The sequence below is a fragment of the Micromonospora sp. NBC_01412 genome (genome assembly GCF_045040215.1).
In the GTDB taxonomy this organism is placed as follows: Bacteria; Actinomycetota; Actinomycetes; order Mycobacteriales; family Micromonosporaceae; genus Micromonospora; species Micromonospora rubida.
This window is the reverse complement of sequence record NZ_CP109528.1, coordinates 1,822,151-1,840,302: the sequence shown is the minus strand read 5'-3', so window position 1 is coordinate 1,840,302 and position 18,152 is coordinate 1,822,151. Positions and strand designations below refer to the sequence as shown.

Annotated in this window: 13 protein-coding genes; 6 read left to right on the top strand and 7 right to left on the bottom strand. The window is 72.8% G+C overall.

The genetic code is table 11. The features are described 5' to 3' along the window. Positions 1 to 17: 17 nt before the first annotated feature. From OG617_RS08130 to mce, 5 genes are all read right to left on the bottom strand, one after another. Entirely contained in the window at positions 18 to 1,037 is a 1,020-nt protein-coding gene (locus OG617_RS08130; RefSeq protein WP_405103551.1) for an AI-2E family transporter, read from the bottom strand. Between the two features lie 537 nt (positions 1,038 to 1,574). Next, positions 1,575 to 3,662, bottom strand: a complete 2,088-nt coding sequence (locus tag OG617_RS08125; protein ID WP_405100109.1) for a hypothetical protein — start codon at positions 3,660 to 3,662, stop codon at positions 1,575 to 1,577. A gap of 176 nt (positions 3,663 to 3,838) precedes the next feature. After that, positions 3,839 to 5,098, bottom strand: a complete 1,260-nt coding sequence (locus OG617_RS08120) for a cell division protein DivIVA (protein WP_405100107.1) — start codon at positions 5,096 to 5,098, stop codon at positions 3,839 to 3,841. A gap of 327 nt (positions 5,099 to 5,425) precedes the next feature. Continuing rightward, positions 5,426 to 6,781: a crotonyl-CoA carboxylase/reductase gene (gene ccrA, locus OG617_RS08115; RefSeq protein ID WP_405103549.1), complete on the bottom strand. Its 1,356-nt coding sequence runs from the start codon at positions 6,779 to 6,781 to the stop codon at positions 5,426 to 5,428. Between the two features lie 371 nt (positions 6,782 to 7,152). Next, entirely contained in the window at positions 7,153 to 7,623 is a 471-nt protein-coding gene (gene mce / locus OG617_RS08110; protein ID WP_405100105.1) for a methylmalonyl-CoA epimerase, read from the bottom strand. 78 nt (positions 7,624 to 7,701) lie between these two features. Here mce and OG617_RS08105 point away from each other — a divergent pair, with 78 nt between their 5' ends. The 6 genes from OG617_RS08105 (at position 7,702) to OG617_RS08080 (ending at position 14,504) form a co-directional block, all read left to right on the top strand. Then, on the top strand, positions 7,702 to 8,898 hold the full coding sequence (locus OG617_RS08105) for an acetyl-CoA C-acetyltransferase (protein ID WP_405100103.1): 1,197 nt from the start codon (positions 7,702 to 7,704) through the stop codon (positions 8,896 to 8,898). A 65-nt stretch (positions 8,899 to 8,963) separates the two neighbouring features. Continuing rightward, entirely contained in the window at positions 8,964 to 9,899 is a 936-nt protein-coding gene (gene meaB, locus OG617_RS08100) for a methylmalonyl Co-A mutase-associated GTPase MeaB (protein ID WP_405103547.1), read from the top strand. 85 nt (positions 9,900 to 9,984) lie between these two features. Further along, entirely contained in the window at positions 9,985 to 10,398 is a 414-nt protein-coding gene (locus OG617_RS08095) for an Asp23/Gls24 family envelope stress response protein (RefSeq protein WP_405100101.1), read from the top strand. Between the two features lie 96 nt (positions 10,399 to 10,494). Continuing rightward, positions 10,495 to 12,183 carry a methylmalonyl-CoA mutase gene (locus OG617_RS08090; RefSeq protein ID WP_405100099.1) on the top strand — a complete coding sequence of 563 codons (1,689 nt, stop codon included), beginning with the start codon at positions 10,495 to 10,497 and terminating at the stop codon, positions 12,181 to 12,183. A gap of 124 nt (positions 12,184 to 12,307) precedes the next feature. Further along, complete coding sequence (locus tag OG617_RS08085; RefSeq protein ID WP_405100097.1) at positions 12,308 to 13,231, top strand: tetratricopeptide repeat protein; 924 nt, start codon at positions 12,308 to 12,310, stop codon at positions 13,229 to 13,231. Between the two features lie 67 nt (positions 13,232 to 13,298). Continuing rightward, positions 13,299 to 14,504 carry an arginase family protein gene (locus tag OG617_RS08080; RefSeq protein ID WP_405100095.1) on the top strand — a complete coding sequence of 402 codons (1,206 nt, stop codon included), beginning with the start codon at positions 13,299 to 13,301 and terminating at the stop codon, positions 14,502 to 14,504. Here the strand turns inward: OG617_RS08080 and OG617_RS08075 are convergent. Both OG617_RS08075 and OG617_RS08070 read right to left on the bottom strand, forming a co-directional pair. Further along, complete coding sequence (locus OG617_RS08075) at positions 14,417 to 15,253, bottom strand: 3'-5' exonuclease (protein ID WP_405100093.1); 837 nt, start codon at positions 15,251 to 15,253, stop codon at positions 14,417 to 14,419. The two genes, OG617_RS08080 and OG617_RS08075, sit on opposite strands and share 88 nt — an antisense overlap. Before the next feature lie 736 nt (positions 15,254 to 15,989). Then, positions 15,990 to 17,963, bottom strand: a complete 1,974-nt coding sequence (locus tag OG617_RS08070) for a penicillin-binding transpeptidase domain-containing protein (RefSeq protein WP_405100091.1) — start codon at positions 17,961 to 17,963, stop codon at positions 15,990 to 15,992. Positions 17,964 to 18,152 lie beyond the last annotated feature (189 nt).

The following is an 18,152-nucleotide window of genomic DNA, read 5'->3' as shown; positions in this document are numbered from 1 at the left end:
GGTGTTCGGGGCGTCCGTCAGCGAGCGTCCTGGCGGGGGAGGACCACCTCGCGCAGGATCAACTGGAGGGCGGCCACCACCGGGATCGCGACCAGCGCGCCGACCACGCCCAGCAGGGACACCCCGAGCAGCGCACCGAGCAGGGCGCCGACCTCGTTGACCTCCACCGATCGGCGCATGATCTTCGGGTAGATCAGGTAGTTCTCCACCTGCTGGTACACCACGAAGAACACGACGCAGGCGATCCCGACCGGCAGGCTGGTGGCGAAGCCGACCAGGCTCACCACCACCGCACCCAGCGTCGCGCCGATCTGCGGGATCAGGTCGGTCACCGCGATCACCACCGCCAGCGCGAACGGGTACGCCAGCCCGACGATCAGCGCGAACACGAAGGTGGTCACGCCGGCCAGCACGGCGATGCTCAGCGCGCCGACCATGTACGCGCCCACCTTGGCGAGGATCTCGTCGCCGATCAGCTGCACCCGACGGCGACGCGAGCGGGGCACCAACGAGTACCCGAGGTCGCGCAGCCGGTCGAACCAGGCGAGGAAGTAGATCGTCAGCACCAGCACGGTGAGCGCCCGGAAGAGGGTGCCGAAGATCAGCTGTGCGCCGCCGAGCACCCCGCCCAGCGCCCGGCCGATGGTGTTCGCGTTCGCCGCCGCCTGGACCTTCTCCATCACGTCGAACCGCACGACGAAGTCGTTCACGGCCTCGTTGCGGCGCAGCTCCTCCACGTAGCTGGGGAGCTGCTCGACGAACTGACCGGACTGGGTGACCACGGGCGGCACCAGCGCCACCAGGCCGCCGACGATCAGCAGCAGCACGGTCAGCGCCACCGTCGCCACCGCCACGCCGTTCGGCAGGCCCCACGAGCGCAGCCGGACCACCGCCGGGTTGAGCCCCACGGCCAGGAACAGCGCGATGACCACCAGCACGAGGATGCCGGCCGAGTTGCGCACACCGAGGAAGACGGCGTACGCCAGCAGCACGCCGAGCGCAGCGGTGAAGCCGAACAGGAAGCTGTTGCGGCGCAACGGCCGTCCCGGCGGCCCGAACCGGCCGGAGCCGGTGGCGACCTCGCCGGGCGCCTCGAAGTCGCTCGCGTCGACGCCGTCGGTGAGGGTGCCGCCCGCCTTCTGCCGGCCGGGTCCTCCGGTGGTCGGGGTGTCGCCCGCCGTCTCCCGGCCGCCCCGACCGTCGGCCGGGGGGTTGCGTGGCGGGCCGCCGTCGGCCGGGGCCGCTGCGGTCGTCTCGTCGTCCGGTGGGTTACCGCCTATCGGCGCGTCCTGCGTCACCGGGCCTCCTCCGCGCGCTCCGGTGCCCCGACCGGAGACCCTCTCCCGGGCCCGCGGGCGTCGCCGGGGGCGCGGGCTCCTGCCCGGGAGGGTAGTGCCCGACGATCCCCGGGGCCACCCCGGTCACCCGGCCTTGCGACCCTGGTCACCCAGGCCGGGCACCCCGGTCACCCAGCTAGGTCATCCGGCCTCGCGACCCCGGTTGCCCGGCTCGGTCACCCGGTCCGGTCGCCAGGGGCCAGCCGGTGGGCCCGCTCAGCCGGCCCCGCCGGCGACTCACTCGGCCTCGACGGTCACCTTGCTCGGCTTGGCGCTGCGTTCGTCGGTGGTCGGCTTGGTCGGCCGCTTGCCGTTCTCGCCGGTGCTGGTGATCTTCGTGGGGGTGGGCTTCCGGCCGCCCTCGCCGGGCACCGCAGCCACCGTCGGCTCGCCGTCGACCCCCGCGCTGGCCGCCCCGCCGTCCACGGTGGTGACCGGCTCGGCCACCGGCCGGGCCTTGGTCGGCCCGGCGCCGTCGGCCGGTGCGGCCTTCGCCGCCCCCGCATCGGCGGTCGCCTTGACGGCCCCACCGTCGGCGGGGACGGGGCCGGGCGTGGCCTGGGCGACCGGAGCTGGGCCGTCGGCAGCCATCGCCGGGGCGGTGCCGTTGTGGGCCGCCGCCGGCACTTTGCCGTCGCCGGTCCTGACCGGTCCCGCGCCGTCCAGGCTCGGCGTGACCAGGACCGGGCCGGTGCCGTCGCCCGACAGCCGCGCGTCGGCCAACTGGTGGCGCAGGTCGAGCATCTGTCGCTGGAGCTCGTCGGATTCCTGCCGGGACTGCCAGGTCTCCTGCCGCAGGTCGGCGAGCTGCTGCTGGGCCTGGGCGATCTCCAGCATCACCTGGGCCAGCTGCTGGCGGCCCGAGGCCACCTCCTGCTGGGTGGCCGCGAGGTGCTGCTGGGTGGTGGCCAGGTGCTGCTGGGTGGTGGCCGCGTACTCCTCGAACTGGCGGCGGGAGGCGGCCACGTGCTCGTCGGCCTTGCGGCGCTTGTCGGTCGAGTCGGCCTCGGCCCGGCCCAGCAGGGCGGCGGCCTCCTCCTCGGCCTGCTGGCGCATCGTCAGGGCGTCCTGCTCGGCGGCACGCCGGATCTCGGCGGCGCCGCCCTCGATCTCCGCGCGCTGGGCGGAGTACTGCTGTTCCAGCTCGGTCTGCCGGGTGGTGTGCTGCTCGTCCAGCTCGCCCTGCCGGGTGGCGTGCTGCTTGTCCATCTCGTCACGGCGCTTGGCGTACTCCCGCTCGACGCTCGCCTTGCGCCCGGCCAACTCGCGGTCAGCGACCTCCCGCCGGTCGTTGACCTCCTTCTCCACCCCGGCCCGCCAGGCGCCCAGCTCCTGCTGGGTCTGGGCGCGCGACTGCTGCACGTACGCCTCGGTCTCCGTGCGCATCCGCTGCACGTACGCCTCGGTCTCCGCGCGCTGGCGCCGGGTGGCCTCGGTGGCCTGTGCGGTGAGCCGCTCGGCCTCCTGCCGGGCCCGGTCGCGGTTGCCCTTCGCCGCCGCTTCGGCGTCGTCGGTGATCCGCTTGGCCTCCTGCATCGCCTTCGCGTGGGTGGCCCGGCCGGCCTCGGTGGCGGAATCGGTGAGCCGCTTGGCCTCCTGCTGGGCCTTGGCGTGCACCTCCTTGGCGGCGTCCCTGAGCTGGGTGACCTCCTGCTGGGCCTTGGCCAGGGCCTCCTTGGCCGCCTCGCGGAGCTTGGTCGCCTCCTGCTGGGCCCGGGTGTGGATCTCCTTGGCGGCGTCGCGGAGCTGGGTGGCCTCCTGCTGGGCCTTCGCGAGGGCCTCCTGGGCGGCCCTGCCGAGCCGGGTGGACTCTTCCCTGGCGGCCCTGAGCGTGGCGTCGGCCTCGGCGCGGCGGCTGGCGCTGTGCCGCTCCTCCTCGGCCCGCCGGGCGGCGAGGGCGATCTCGAAGTCCTTGAGCGCCTGGGAGGCCTGCTCCTTGGCCTCGGAGACGATGTGTTCGGCGGCGGCCCGCCGGGCCTCGATCTCCTCGTTCGCGGCGACCAGGATGTCGTCGGCCTGTTCCTCGGCGAGGGTGAGGATCTGCTCGACCCGGGGGCCGAGATGCCGGAACGAGGCCCGGTCCACCACCCCCACCTGCTTACGGACCTGGGCGAGGTCGCGTTGCAGCACCTCGACCTGCCCGGCCAGCTTGTGGATCTGTGTGTACGCCTGTTCCCGCTCGGCCGCCAGGGTCGCGATCTCGTGCTCCGCACGAGCGACGTACCGGTCCACCTGTCGTTTTTCGTACCCCCGCAGGGCGGACTCGAAGCTGGGCTCCGTAGTCACATCCCCGCCGAGAGCAAACAGTTCCTCGCCGTGCGACATGCCCCCATCCTCACACGCATCAGGCTCGGCTGGGGCGATACGGGCGGCCCGGATGGGAGGTACTTCACTAACGCCACCGACAGCGGTGTCAAGGGTTGGGAAATGCATACGGCGCGGGGTTGAACCGGTTACCCGGTGTCACCCCGCGCCGTGTCATGCCCCGGCCGTACGGTGGGTCAGCCGGCGGGCTCCGCAGTCACCCGCTCGTCCTTGGTGTCCGCCTTGGCGGCCTCCGGCTTGGCCGGCGCCGACGCCGGCGGAATGCCCGGCACGATGCCGGCGAGGCCGGAGAGCATCTGCCCGAGCTGCGAGGTGACGGCGTCCTTCTGGCGGGTGAGGTCATCGACCTCGCGGCGGGCGGCCTGGGTGGTCAGGTCGGCCTCGGTGCGGGCCTCGGTGAGCAGCCGCTTCGCCTCGGACTTGGCCTCGTTGAGGGTCTTCTCCGAGAGCGACTTGGCCTTCTCGACCGTCTCGTTGGCGGTGCGCTCGGACTCGACCCGGCGGGCCTCGGCGCGCTGCTCGATCTCCTTGGCCCGCTCCTGGGCGGCCCGGGCCCGCTGCTCGGCCTCGCCGACCAGCTTCTGGGTCTGCGTGACCTGGGCGGCGTGCCGCTCGGACTCCTCGCGCTCGGACTTCTCGCGCCGCTCGGCGAGCTGGAGCTCCAGGGCCTGCAGGTCCTTGTCGCGCTTGTCGCGGGCGTCGGTGAGCAGCTTGGTCGCCTCGGCGCGCTTCTCCTCGGCCTCCCGCGCGGCCTTCGCCCGCTGCTGGGTGATCTCCCGCTCGGCGGTGGCGCGCAGGGTGGCGACCTCGCGCTCGACGGTCGACTTCAGCTCGGCGACCTCGTGCGCGGTGACGGTGCGCAGCTGCTTGGTCTCCCGCTCGGCGTCGGCGCGCAGGGTGTCAGCCTCCCGGCGGGCCTGCACGCGGACCTCGGCGGCCTCCCGCTCGGCGGCGGTGCGGGCGCTGCCGGCCTCGCGCTCGGCGGTGGCCTTCATCGCGGCGGCCTCGGCGCGAGCCTTGTCGGTGATCTCGCGGGCCTCCAGGCGGGCTGCGGAGAGGATCCCCTCGGACTCGCGCTTGGCCTCGTTGCGGTGGTCGTTGGCCTGCTCCTCGGCCAGCCGCAGGATCTGCTCGACGCGGGTGCCCAGGCCGGAGAGGGTCGGCCGGCTGTTCTCCTCGAGCTGCTTGTTGGTCTCGGCGAGCTTCTGCTCCAGCGCGCTCTGGCGCTGCTCGGCCTGGCGGAGCCGACGCTGGGCGTCGTTCATCCGCTGCTCAGCCTCGGCGCGGGCCTGCTCGGACTGGGTCAGCGCGGCGGTGAGTCGACCGATGAAGTCATCGACCTGGCCAACGTTGTATCCGCGCAGGCCAACGGTGAAATCTGGCTGCGAGTTCGCGTTATCGAAGAACGCAAGAGGGGAGGACTGCTGCTGGGGCATTGGGACATACTCGCAGACGCCCCGGGGTGTTTCGCAAGAGCGGTGCGCGGCTTTCGTGTCCTCTTTACATGGTCAACTGGCCGCTGTCACCCGGCTCACGCCGACCGGCGATCTTGGCAGCTCCCGGCCGGGTCGGGTGGCCCTCCGGCGGCCGCTCGCCCGGGCGGGCAAAGTGCCGCGCGAGCGCTCCGCGGCCCTTTGTCGACTCGTGGCGTTATCACGCGAATAGTAGGTCGATGACCCCTGTCGAAAGGCAATGCGCGATCACCGTAATGTCCGGCCGGGCATCCCCCGGACGGCCCGGGTGCCGTGGCGCGTCCGGACGGCTCAGCGACCGCGGAACCGGTTGATCGCGTCCTCGTGCCGGGAGCGCAGCTCCGGGTCCCGCACGCCGAGGCCGTCGGTCGGGGCGAGGCAGCGCACCCCCACCTTGCCCTGGTGCTGGTTGCGGTGCACCTCGTACGCGGCCCGGCCGGTCTGCTCCAGCGGGTACGTCCTCGACACCGTCGGATGGATCTGGCCGAGCGCCACGAGCCGGTTGGCCTGCCAGGCCTCGTGGTAGTTGGCGAAGTGGCTGCCGACGATCCGCTTCAGGTGCATCCAGAGGTAGCGGTTGTCGTACTGGTGCTGGTAGCCGCTGGTCGAGGCGCAGGTGACGACGGTGCCGCCGCGCTTGGCGACGTAGACGCTCGCGCCGAAGGTCTCCCGGCCCGGGTGCTCGAAGACGATGTCCGGGTCCTCGCCGCCGGTCAGCTCCCGGATCCGTTCGCCGAGGCGCCGCCACTCCTCCGGGTCCTGGGTGTGCTCGTCGGACCAGAACCGGAACCCCTCCGCGGCCCGGTCGATCACCAGTTCGGCGCCCATCCGCCGGCACAGCTCGGCCTTGTCCGGGGAGGACACCACACAGATCGGGATCGCGCCACCGTTGAGCGCCAGCTGGGTGGCGTACCCGCCGAGGCCGCCGGAGGCGCCCCAGATCAGCACAACGTCGCCCTGCTTCATGTTCGCCCCGTGGTGCGAGACGAGCTGCCGGTACGCGGTGGAGTTGACCAGCCCGGGGCTGGCCGCCTCCTCCCAGGTCAGGTGGCGGGGCTTGGGCATTAGCTGGTTGGCCTTGACCACGGCCAGCTCGGCCAGGCCGCCGAAGTTGGTCTCGAAGCCCCAGATCCGCTGCTGCGGGTCGAGCATGGTGTCGTCGTGCCCGGCGGCGTCCTCCAGCTCCACCGACAGGCAGTGCGCCACCACCTCGTCGCCGGCCTTCCACTTCGTCACCCCGGGCCCGGTGCGCAGCACCACGCCCGCCGCGTCCGACCCCACCACGTGGTACGGCAGGTCGTGCCGGGCGGTCAGCGCGGAGATCCGGGCGTACCGCTGGAGGAACTTGAAGGTGGGCAGCGGCTCGAAGATGCTGGTCCAGACGGTGTTGTAGTTGATCGCGCTGGCCATCACCGCGACCAGCGCCTCCCCGGGCGCCAGCTCGGGGGTCGGCACCTCCTGGACGTGCAGGGACTTGCGCGGGTCCTTGTCCCGGGTGGCCAGCCCCTCGAACATCCCGGCCTCGTCGGCGCGCACCACCACGCCCCGGTAGCTCTTCGGCACGGGAAGGCCGGCGAGGCCGGCGAGCTGCCGCCCGGACTCGTCGGAGCCCTCCACCGCCATGATCGCTTCGAGGATGTCCTGCACGGTGACCTCCCGTTCGTCCGCACCCACGTCGGGGCCCGGCGGATCCGCTTGGTGGCCGTCGCCTCGGCCCGGGTGCTGCCATGGTCGGCGCCGGTGCGCACCGACCACCATGTCGGCAACCGACACATTCGGCACCGGCCGCGCTCCTGCTTGGGGCGGGACGTTACTGAACGGTAGCTAGAGCGGGAAGGCTCTGTGAAAAACTACATCGGCCGATGCGTGAAGCTGCCCGGACGGCTACTCAACCGCGCATCGGCGCGCTCGGCGCGCTCGGCGAGCGTAGTGCGGGCTCGGGTGCCGCAGGGATTGGCGGGGTGTGAACAGGGGTCCCTGCCCGAGCTGACGACCGGCGATTAGGGGACCCCCTGCTCTCAGTGCTCGGCGGGCTCGACCAGCTCGACGAGGACGCCCCCGGCGTCCTTGGGGTGGACGAAGTTGATCCGGGAGTTGGCGGTGCCCCGGCGGGGGGTCTCGAAGAGCAGCCGCAACCCGCGTTCCCGCAGCGCCGCGCACGCCGCGTCGACGTCGGCCACGGTGTACGCCACCTGCTGCACCCCCGGGCCGTTGCGGTCGAGGAACTTCGCGATGGTCGACTCCGGGGTCAGCGGGGCGAGCAGTTGCACGCAGCCGCCCTCGGCGCTCGGGCCGACGGCCAGCATCGCCTCGCGGACGCCCTGCTCGGTGTTGGTCTCGGTGTGCACACAGCGCATCCCGAAGGTCCGCTGGTAGAAGTCGATCGCGGCGTCCAGGTCGGCGACGGCGATCCCGACGTGGTCGATGCGGCGCAGGCCGATGTCTGTGACAAAGTCGGCAGCGGGCTCGGCGGGGGAGTTCTCAGCCATGGCGCTAGTCTGACCGAACACCCGGGTAACCAAACAATCGTTAAGGTATACAGCTCGGATCCCCCTCGGAGGCAAGCAGTGGCTTCGGTGATCGTCAGCGGCGCGCGGACCCCGATGGGTCGCCTGCTCGGCAACCTCAAGGACCTCCCGGCGACGAAGCTCGGCGGCGTCGCGATCAAGGCCGCGCTGGAGCGAGCCGGGGTGGCCCCCGAGCAGGTGCAGTACGTCATCATGGGTCAGGTGCTCCAGGCCGGCACGGGCCAGATCCCGGCCCGGCAGGCAGCCGTCGAGGCGGGCGTCCCGATGTCCGTGCCGGCGCTGACCATCAACAAGGTCTGCCTCTCCGGCCTGGACGCGATCGCCCTGGCCGACCAGCTCATCCGGGCCGGCGAGTTCGACATCGTGGTGGCCGGCGGCATGGAGTCGATGACCAACGCCCCGCACCTGATGCTCGGCCAGCGCGCCGGCTACAAGTACGGCGACGTGACGATCAAGGACCACATGGCGCTCGACGGGCTCACCGACGCCTGGGACTGCTGCTCGATGGGCGAGTCCACCGAGCGGCACGGCGCGAAGCACGGCATCACCCGCGAGGAGCAGGACGCGTTCGCCGCGGCCAGCCACCAGCGGGCCGCCGCCGCGCAGAAGAACGGCCACTTCGCCGAGGAGATCACCCCGGTGATCATCCCGCAGCGCAAGGGCGACCCGCTGGTGATCGGCGAGGACGAGGGGATCCGGCCGGACACCACCGTCGAGTCGCTGGCCAAGCTGCGTCCCGCGTTCGCCAAGGACGGCACGATCACCGCCGGCAGCTCCTCGCCGATCTCCGACGGCGCCGCCGCCGTGGTGGTGATGAGCAAGGCCAAGGCCAAGGAGCTCGGGCTGACCTGGCTGGCCGAGATCGGCGCGCACGGCAACGTCGCCGGCCCGGACAACTCGCTGCACTCGCAGCCGTCCAACGCGATCAACCACGCCCTGAAGAAGGGCGGCCTGGGAATCGAGGACCTCGACCTCGTCGAGATCAACGAGGCGTTCGCCGCCGTCGGCGTCCAGTCCACCCGTGACCTGGGAATCAGCCCGGACAAGGTGAACGTCAACGGCGGCGCCATCGCGCTCGGCCACCCGATCGGCATGTCCGGCGCCCGGCTGGTGCTCAGCCTCGCGCTGGAGCTGAAGCGGCGTGGCGGCGGCACCGGCGCGGCTGCGCTGTGCGGCGGCGGCGGCCAGGGCGACGCGCTGATCGTCCACGTCCCTGCCCCTGGCGAGGCCCAGTGAGCGGAGCGGTCGGGCAGGCCCAGGCCGCCGGCGTGCCGTCGGTGCGCCGCAGCCGGGACGTGCCGATGCTGGTGGAGCGGGCCCGCGCCGGTGACCCCCGCGCGGTGGCCCGGCTGATCACCCTCGTGGAGTCCGGCGACGAGGCGCTGCCCCAGGTGGCGGCGGCTCTCGCCCCGTACGCCGGTCAGGCTCAGGTGGTCGGGCTGACCGGGTCCCCCGGGGTGGGCAAGTCGACCACCACCAACGAGCTGGTCCGCGCACTACGGGCGCGCGGGCACCGGGTCGGCGTGCTGGCCATCGACCCGTCCAGCCCGTTCACCGGCGGGGCGATCCTCGGCGACCGGGTGCGGATGCAGGACCACGCCACCGACCCGGGCGTCTACATCCGGTCGATGTCCAGCCGGGGTCACCTCGGTGGGCTGTCGGCGGCGACCCCGCAGGCGGTCCGGGTGCTGGAGGGCGCCGGCTGCGACGTGGTGCTGGTGGAGACCGTCGGCGTCGGGCAGGCCGAGGTGGAGGTCGCCTCGCTGGCCGACACCACGCTGGTGCTGCTCGCCCCCGGCATGGGCGACGCCATCCAGGCGGTCAAGGCCGGCATCCTGGAGATCGCCGACGTCTTCGTGGTCAACAAGGCGGACCGGGACGGGGTCGACGCCACCGTCCGCGACATCCAGGGCATGATCGCCCTGGGCGAGCGGGGGCCCGGCGAGTGGCGGCCGCAGGTGGTCCGGTCGATCGCCTCGCGCGGCGAGGGCATCGACGACATCGCCGCCGCGATCGACAAGCACCGCGACTGGCTGGAGCGCCACGACGAGCTGCGCCGCCGTCGGGAGACGCGGGCCGCCGCCGAGATCGAGGCGATCGCGCTGGGCGTGCTGCGCGCCCGGATCGGCTCGCTACGCGACGGTACGGAGCTGTCGACGCTCGCCGCGAGGGTGGCCGAGGGGGCTCTCGACCCGTATGCCGCGGCCGAAGAGCTGTTGGCCCAGCTCCGCTCCTGAGAAGTCCACTGCGGATCCCCACGAACTAGTACGCTCGCACCGCTCCACGGCACCGTGGGGCGGTGCGAGCGTACTGGGGGAGAGCATGGGCGACGAGGCGACGCAGGAGCTGTCGGTGACGCCGGACTCGGTGGCGGGTGGCACCACCCAGGTCTCCGACGAGGTGGTGGAGAAGATCGCGGTGGCCGCCGCGCGGTCGGTTCCCGGGGTGTCGGAGCTGGGCGGCGACGTGGCCCGGTTCTTCAACGCGGTGCTCGACAAGGTCGGGCTGGACCAGGTGGGCGACGCCCGGCGCGGCTGCTCGGCGCACGTCACGAACGGCGCGGCGGTGGTCAACCTGGTCATCGTGATCGACGCCGGCCGGCCGGTGCCGCAGGTGACCGAAGGGGTGCGGGCGGCGGTCACCCAGGCGGTCGAGGCGTACGGGTTGCGGGTCGATGAGATCAACATCCGGGTCGACGACGTGGCCCTGGGCGAGCCGGGCGGCCCTCCGGCCTGATCCGGGTTACCGGCCGGTACCAACTTCCTTAGCGATCGTTCAGGCACGGGTTCTACACTCGGTCTTCTGACGAGGACCCGAGGAGGAGCCCCGCGCATGGACGCCGACGAGATCGCTGCCGGACGGGCACGCTGGCAGGCCCGCTACGACGCCGCACGCAAGCGGGACGCCGACTTCACCACGCTCTCCGGGATGACCGTCGACCCGGTCTACGGCCCGCCGGAGGGTGCCGCGTACCCGGGCTTCGAGCGGATCGGCTGGCCGGGCGAGTTCCCGTACACCCGGGGGTTGCACCCGACCGGCTACCGGGGGCGCACCTGGACGATCCGGCAGTTCGCCGGCTTCGGCAACGCCCGGCAGACCAACGAGCGCTACAAGATGATCCTCGGCGCGGGCGGCGGCGGCCTGTCCGTCGCGTTCGACATGCCGACGCTGATGGGCCGCGACTCCGACGACCCGCAGGCGCTCGGCGAGGTCGGGCACTGCGGGGTGGCGATCGACTCGGCCGCCGACATGGAGGCGCTCTTCGGCGGCATCGACCTGGCCGGCGTCACCACCTCGATGACCATCTCCGGCCCGGCGGTGCCGGTGTTCTGCATGTACCTGGTGGCCGCCGAGCGGCAGGGCGCCGACCTGTCCAGCCTGGACGGCACGCTGCAGACGGACATCTTCAAGGAGTACATCGCGCAGAAGGAGTGGCTGTTCGACCCGGAGCCGCACCTGCGCCTGATCGGCGACCTGATGGAGTACTGCGCCCGCGAGATCCCCCGGTACAAGCCGCTGTCGGTCTCCGGGTACCACATCCGCGAGGCCGGCTCGACCGCCGCGCAGGAGCTGGCGTACACCCTCGCCGACGGGTTCGGCTACGTCGAGCTGGGGCTGTCGCGCGGGCTGGACGTCAACGTCTTCGCCCCCGGGCTGAGCTTCTTCTTCGACTCGCACGTCGACTTCTTCGAGGAGATCGCCAAGTTCCGCGCCGCCCGCCGGATCTGGGCCCGCTGGCTGCGCGACGTGTACGGCGCGACCAGCGAGAAGGCGCTGTGGCTGCGGTTCCACACGCAGACCGCCGGGGTGTCGCTGACCGCCCAGCAGCCGGTCAACAACGTCGTCCGCACCGCCGTGGAGGCGCTCGCCGCGGTGCTCGGCGGGACGAACTCGCTGCACACCAATGCCCTCGACGAGACCCTGGCCCTGCCGACCGACGAGTCCGCCGAGATCGCCCTGCGTACCCAGCAGGTGCTGATGGAGGAGACCGGGGTGACCAACGTGGCCGACCCGCTCGGCGGCTCCTGGTACGTCGAGGCGCTCACCGACCGGATCGAGGCCGAGGCGGAGGAGATCTTCGCCCGGATCCGGCAGCTCGGCGGCGAGGGGCCGCACCAGATCGGCCCGATGACCTCCGGCATCCTGCGGGGCATCGAGGACGGCTGGTTCACCGGCCACATCGCCGAGTCGGCCTTCGTCCACCAGCAGGCGTTGGAGAAGGGCGACAAGCGGATCGTGGGGGTCAACTGCCACACCGGCACGATCGCCAAGGACCTGGAGATCCTGCGCATCTCGCACGAGGTGGAGTTGGAGCAGCGCCGGATGCTGGCCGAGCGCAAGACCGCCCGGGACGACGCGGCGGTCTCCGCCGCGGTGACCCGGATGGTCGAGGTGAGCCGCACCGGGGAGAACATGATTCCGGCGATGCTCGACGCCGTCCGCGCCGAGGCCACCCTCGGCGAGATCTGCGACGCGCTGCGCGCCGAATGGGGCGTCTACCGCGAACCGGCACGCTTCTGACCGGGTGTCGCCGCACCCCCCGGACGGGGTGCGGCGACACCGCCGGTGACCAGCCGCGAGAGTCACATTTGTCGCCGTCGCGGTTGATCGGAGTTGGGCGGCGGCCGTGCGAGACTAGGTAACCATGAGCGACCCACGGATCACCTCGTCGATCTTCACCCGCGGCGCGGTCGACCTCAGCGCACTGCGCGGCACCGCACCGGCCCCCACCCGTTCCAGCACACCGGCCCAGGCCACCGCGCCCTCCGGGCTGCCGGGTGGCGTCGTCAACGGCGGCGGGGCCGCCGTGATCGATGTGACCGAGGCCACCCTCCAGTCCGAGGTGCTCGAACGTTCCGTGGCCCTGCCCGTCGTGGTTTTCTTCGGCGCGGCCGGTTACCCGGAGAGCGACCAGTTCGCGCCGGTGCTGGAGCAGTTGGCGGTCGAGGGCGGCGGCGCGTGGGTGCTGGCCCGGGTCGACGTCCAGGACAATCCGCGCATCGCCCAGATGTTCCAGGTCCAGGGGATCCCCACCGTCTACGCGGTCGTCGGCGGGCGGCCGGTCGACGCGTTCTCCGGAGTGGTCCCCGAGGCCCAGCTGCGCCAGTGGATCGACGCGGTGCTCAAGGCCGGCGGGGTCGCCGTTGCCGAGCAGGAGGACCCGCGCCTCGACGAGGCCGACGACGCCCTGATGGGCGGCGACCTGGACGCCGCCGAGCAGGCGTACCTGAAGATCCTCGCCGAGTCGCCGGCGGACGCCGCGGCCGAGGCCGGCCTGGCCCAGGTCGGGCTGGCCCGCCGGGTCGCCGGGGCGGACCCGGGCGCGGCGCTCGCCGCCGCCCAGGCCGACCCCGACGACGTCGAGGCCCAGCTCCTCGCCGCCGACGTCGAGGTGCTCAGCGGCATGGCGGAGCAGGCCTACCAGCGCCTGGTCGGCCTGGTCCGCCGCACCGCGGGCGAAGACCGGGAGAAGGTACGCCAGCACCTGGTCGGCCTGTTCACCGTCGCCGGGCCGGAGGACCCCGCCGTCGCCTCCGCCCGCCGGGCCCTGGCCAGCGCTTTGTTCTGAGTTTCGCCGCACGCCAGCGCGGGCCGGCGTTCGCCGGCCCGCCCGACCCACGAGGACGGGAGCCCATATGCGCCGGATCGCCGTCCTCGACGCGCCATCCAACCTCGGGCTGCGCCCGCCCACCCCCACCGCCGTCCCCGGCTGCGGCAAGGCCCCCGGCGCGCTGCGCGACCAGGGCCTGCTGGCCCGGCTGCGGGCCCGCGACGCCGGCTGCCTCACCCCGCCCCGGTACGACCCGGGTGACTGGCGTCCCGGCGACGGCGTCTGCCACGCCCCGGAGATCGCCGCGTACTCGGCCGCGCTGGCCGACCGGATCGGCTCGATCATCGACCGGGGGGAGTTCCCGCTCGTGCTCGGTGGGGACTGCTCGATCCTGCTCGGCTCGGCGCTGGCCATGCACCGGCTCGGCGAGGCGGTCGGCGGCCGGATCGGGCTCGTCTTCGTCGACGGCCACTCCGACTTCCGGCACCCCGGCAACGCCTCCTACGTCGGGGCCGCGGCGGGGGAGGACCTGGCCCTGGTCACCGGGCGCGGGCAGGCCGACCTGGCGGCGATCGAGGGGCGCCGGCCGTACTTCCGGGACATCGACGTGGTGGTGCTCGGCATCCGGGCGCAGGACGAGTACCGCCTCGACCTCCAGGCCGCCGGGATCACCACCCGGCCGGTGCCGACCCTGCGCGCCGAGGGCGCGGCCCGCACCGCCCAGTGGGCGCACGAGGAGCTGGCCGACTGCGCCGGGTACTGGGTGCACGTCGACGTGGACGTGCTCGACCCGGCGGTGATGTCGGCGGTGGACGCCCCGGACCCGGGCGGGATCGCCTTCGCCGAGCTGGAGATCCTGCTCGCCGGGTTGGTGGACACCCCGCACTGCCTCGGCGTCGAGCTGACCGTCTTCGACCCCGACTACGACCAGGACGGGGCGTACGCCGCCGAGATCGTCAACACGGTGGTGGCCGGGCTGGCCCCGGTCACCGCCCCGAACGCGGTGTCGCCCCGGCTGCTCCCGGCGCCGTCGCAGCGAGTCCGACCTGTTGGGCCTGCCCCGGTGATCGGAATCTCGACCCCCGACGACGCGCAGGAATCCTCCGATGACGCGGCACCGGCACCGTCATCGGATCCAGCCATCGAAGTGGAGCTGGTCGGGCCACCCGCGTCGGTGGGGCCGGGCCTGCTGCGCCGCAGGCCTCAGCCCGAGGCGGATGACTCGGGTGAGTCCGGAGTGCCACCACCAGTGACCGAGGGGTCGCCACCCTCAGTCACCAGCATCGCTTGATGTCCTTGTTCAGGACTCCGAGCCGGTGAGTGTCGGGCTAGCTGTGCCCCGTCCGGTCTGAGGAGTGGGCTTGGTTGGCCCGTCCAGGAGATTCGCAGCGCGTCCCGCGCTCGGGTACAGGCAACGAAGAGAAGTGAGCGTTCCCGCATCTGGTCCTGCTGGTGACGAGCGGCATCGGCCCGGGCGGACGTGACGGCAGCGGCCAGGGGGAGCATGTCGGCGCTCGCCCCCTGGACGGCCACGCACCGGAATTCCAGCCCCTTGGCACGGTGCATCGTCATCATCTGGGCCGCCTCAGTCCGGGCGCGGCCGGTGCCCTTCAGCCTGACCGTGGCCAGGCCGGCCGTAGTCAGCGCCGTGACGGCCTCCTCGGTCTGCCGCTTTGTTCGGGAAAGCACGCCGATCTCCTCCGGTCGCACCCCCGAGTCGATCCACAGTCGTACTGCGGTGACCAGTTCGCCCAGTTCCGCCTCCCGATCGTCGAAGCCATCCAGGTCTGGGCGAGGGCCGCGCAGCGGCGAGTGGTAGCCGGCGATGGTTTCGAGCCCGCCGTCGAAGTCGTCGTATGACTCGTTGGCGAGAATCTGGGTGGAGAACCGGAGGATCTCCGCCGTCGTCCGATAGCTGACGGTCAGCCGGTGTGCCCGGCCTCGTACCTCGATCCCGAGTCCGCTGAGGGTCACGCGGTTGTCGTAGATCCGTTGGTGGGCGTCTCCGACGATGAACAGATCGTTCGGTCCCGGCTGCACGGCGGACCGCAGCAGTCGATCAGGAGGTTGGGGGTGCACGGCAGCCTGTCGTGGCGTGATCGTTTGCTGATTTGTGAGACGACACGCCGGGCGAGTTCTCCAAAATCAGCAGACGATCGTGAAGTCCCACCCAGGGGGCGGGGCGGGGGCGGGGCGGGGGCGGGGCGGGAACGCCGACGCTCACGTCCTCGCCCGACCGGCGGGCAACACCGCAGCGGCCCCCTTTGCTCTGCTGCCCCCTGTGCAACGCTCACGGAGCGTGACGGTTCTGCCGGCCTCTCGTGTTCCTGCCGTGGGCGCCGCTCCACGACAGGTATGCCTCCCGGCGCCTATGGAGCTCAGTCGGATACGACATCAGCCACGCCCGCCGCGCTCGGCGACCGCAAGCGACGACCCGACGGGGCGGTGGGTAACGCGACGGCGGTGGCCCGACCGGCGGTGATGACGTGGACGACTCAGCTCCAAAGGCGCCGCCCCACGGCATCGACCGCCGCGCCCACAGCTCCGCCCCGGGCCACGGTCCCCGGGCCGACCAGGGACCGCACCCGCGACAACGCAATGACCCTGCCGCTCCAGCTCCATTAGGCGCACAGCACCCCTGGCGCCGGGCGGCGCGGATCAATGCAGGCAGCGCCACCGGCCTCGGCCGGTCAGCGGGAAGTGCCGACCCGAGGCTTGGCGGGATCCCCGGCTCCAAGGCGCGTCCTGGGCCCGGGGTCCGAGGTGAAGCGCGCCGTCAGGAGGCGGCGAGGGCGCGCAGGAAGCGCTCGCTGACCGGCACCGCGCTGGCCGTGCTGGACCCGCCCCGCTCCACGAAGACCGCGAACGCCACGTCGCCCTGCCAGCCGACGAACCAGGCGTGGGTGTGCGCGGGGTTGTCGTCGTACTCGGCGGTGCCGGTCTTGCCGTGCACCGGGCCGCCGGGGACGTCCTTCAGCGCGCTGGCGGTGCCGGCGGTGACCACCTCGCGCATCATCGTCCGCAGTGGCTGCACCGACTCCGGCTTCAGCTCCGGCCCGGCGGGCGCGGCCTTGGCCGGGGCCGGGTCGAGGATCAGTTTCGGCTGCTCCCAGCGGCCCCGGGCGACGGCGGCGGTGGCGGCGGCCATGGCCAGCGGGCTGACCACGGTGGTGCCCTGCCCGAACGAGGCGGCGGCCTGTTCGGCCGGGGAGCCGTTCGCGGAGACCTTGCCGGTGAACGCGTCGACGCCCAGGTCCCACTCGGCCTCCAGGCCGAGCGCCCGCCCGGCCTGGGCGAGGCCGTCCGCGCCCAGCTTCGGGGCGAGCGCGGCGAAGGCGGTGTTGCAGGACTTCGCGAAGTCGGTGCGGAACGGCACCGAGCCGAGGGCGAAGTTGTCGGAGTTCTTGAACGAGCGGCCGTCCACGGTGAACGTCTTCGGGCAGGCGACCGGGCCCTCCAGCGTGACCGCGCCCCGGTCCAGCAGGCCGAGGGTGCTGACCATCTTGAACGTCGAGCCGGGCGGCACCTGGGCGGTGAAGGCCAGGTTCTCCCCGGCGGCCCCCGGTCCGTTCGCGGCGGCCAGCACCGCGCCGTCGCTGATCCGCACCGCGACCAGGGCGGCTCGGCGCTTCTCGCCGCGCAGCGCGGCGTCGGCGGCGTTCTGGGTGGCCACGTCGAGGGTGGTTTTCACCGCCTGCCCGGCCTTCGGCTCCTGGCGGAACAGCGCCGTGCCGGTCGGCACGACGGTGCCGTCCGGCCCCGGCCGCTCGCTGATCACGGTGAGCCCGGGCACGCCGCGCAGCCGCTCGTCGTACCGGCCCTGGAGTCCGCCGTGGCCGACCAGGTCGCCCTGCCGGTACCGGTCGGGGTGGGCGGCCAGGTCGTCGGCCTGGGCCTGGTCTACCGAGCCGAGCAGCGCCCGGGCGAACTCGCGGGTGGGGGCGAGGTCGAGCTTCTCGGACCGGAACTTGGTGCCGGGCAGGTCGTAGACCCGCGAGCGGATCTGCCGGTACGCCTCGTCGCGAAGCGTCACCACCTCGACGAACGCGCCCGGGTCGGCCTCGGCGAGGCGCTTGGGCAGGTCGGCGAGGTCGACCGGCGGGGTGAGCGCCGGCCGGATCGCCCGGAACGCGGCGTCGAGCTGCCGGGACACCGCCTTCACGTCGGTGACCTCGCTCGGTTGCAGCCCGACCCGGACCACCGGGCGGGGCGTCACGACCGGTGTGCCCGCGCTGTCGAGCACCCCGGACCGGGGCGCGACGTCCCGGCGCACCGCGAGCCGGTCACCCGAGGTGAGCTGCTCGTGGACCACCTGCGGCTCCCAGATCACCTGCCACTGGTCGTCGCCGCCCCGGGTGAGCCGTACCTGCCGGTCGTATCCCCAGCGGGTTCCGGCCGGGGGCAGGGTCCAGTCCACCCGGATGCCGGCGGTCGCGATGTTCGCGTCGATCTTCGGGTCCCCGGTGCGGCGCAGCGCCGGTGGGGTGGCCGCCAGCTCTCCGGAGAGCTCCCGGATCTCCCGCGTCACGTCGGCGGCGGGCATCTTCCTTCCGGTGGGGTCGACGAAGCCGACCGCCTGGAGGTCGCCCTTGCCCCAACCGGACAGGAAGGCGTCCACGGCGCGTTCCGGGCCGTCCTCGGCGGAGCAGGCGGTCAGTGCGGCGGCGGCCAGCGCGGTGGCCGCGAGCGCCGCGACCAGCCGGCGGGAGTGTGGGCGGCGGGACCCACCGAGGGGGTACGACAGACGCATGGAGCCGTCCTTCCGGATCTCGTCGGGCTCCCGCCACGGTAGTACGGCCCCGCCCGGCACTCTGCCCCGCCTGGCCCGCCACGTGCGGAAAGAGGCCCCGCGAAGGTGTGATGAACATCCTGACCGGGGTACTCCCCAGCCGGCCGACCACGTATCTGCAACGGGTGAAAGGACAGAGTCCCGAACCGG

Bases quoted from the DNA above. Each gene is read 5' to 3' on its own strand.
- OG617_RS08090 (WP_405100099.1), top strand. From the start codon at position 10,495: ATGGACGCCGACGAGATCGCTGCCGGACGGGCACGCTGGCAGGCCCGC.
- OG617_RS08125 (WP_405100109.1), bottom strand. From the start codon at position 3,662: ATGTCGCACGGCGAGGAACTGTTTGCTCTCGGCGGGGATGTGACTACG.
- OG617_RS08070 (WP_405100091.1), bottom strand. From the start codon at position 17,963: ATGCGTCTGTCGTACCCCCTCGGTGGGTCCCGCCGCCCACACTCCCGC.
- mce (WP_405100105.1), bottom strand. From the start codon at position 7,623: ATGGCTGAGAACTCCCCCGCCGAGCCCGCTGCCGACTTTGTCACAGAC.
- OG617_RS08080 (WP_405100095.1), top strand. From the start codon at position 13,299: ATGCGCCGGATCGCCGTCCTCGACGCGCCATCCAACCTCGGGCTGCGC.
- OG617_RS08095 (WP_405100101.1), top strand. From the start codon at position 9,985: ATGGGCGACGAGGCGACGCAGGAGCTGTCGGTGACGCCGGACTCGGTG.
- meaB (WP_405103547.1), top strand. From the start codon at position 8,964: ATGCTGGTGGAGCGGGCCCGCGCCGGTGACCCCCGCGCGGTGGCCCGG.
- OG617_RS08085 (WP_405100097.1), top strand. From the start codon at position 12,308: ATGAGCGACCCACGGATCACCTCGTCGATCTTCACCCGCGGCGCGGTC.
- OG617_RS08120 (WP_405100107.1), bottom strand. From the start codon at position 5,098: ATGCCCCAGCAGCAGTCCTCCCCTCTTGCGTTCTTCGATAACGCGAAC.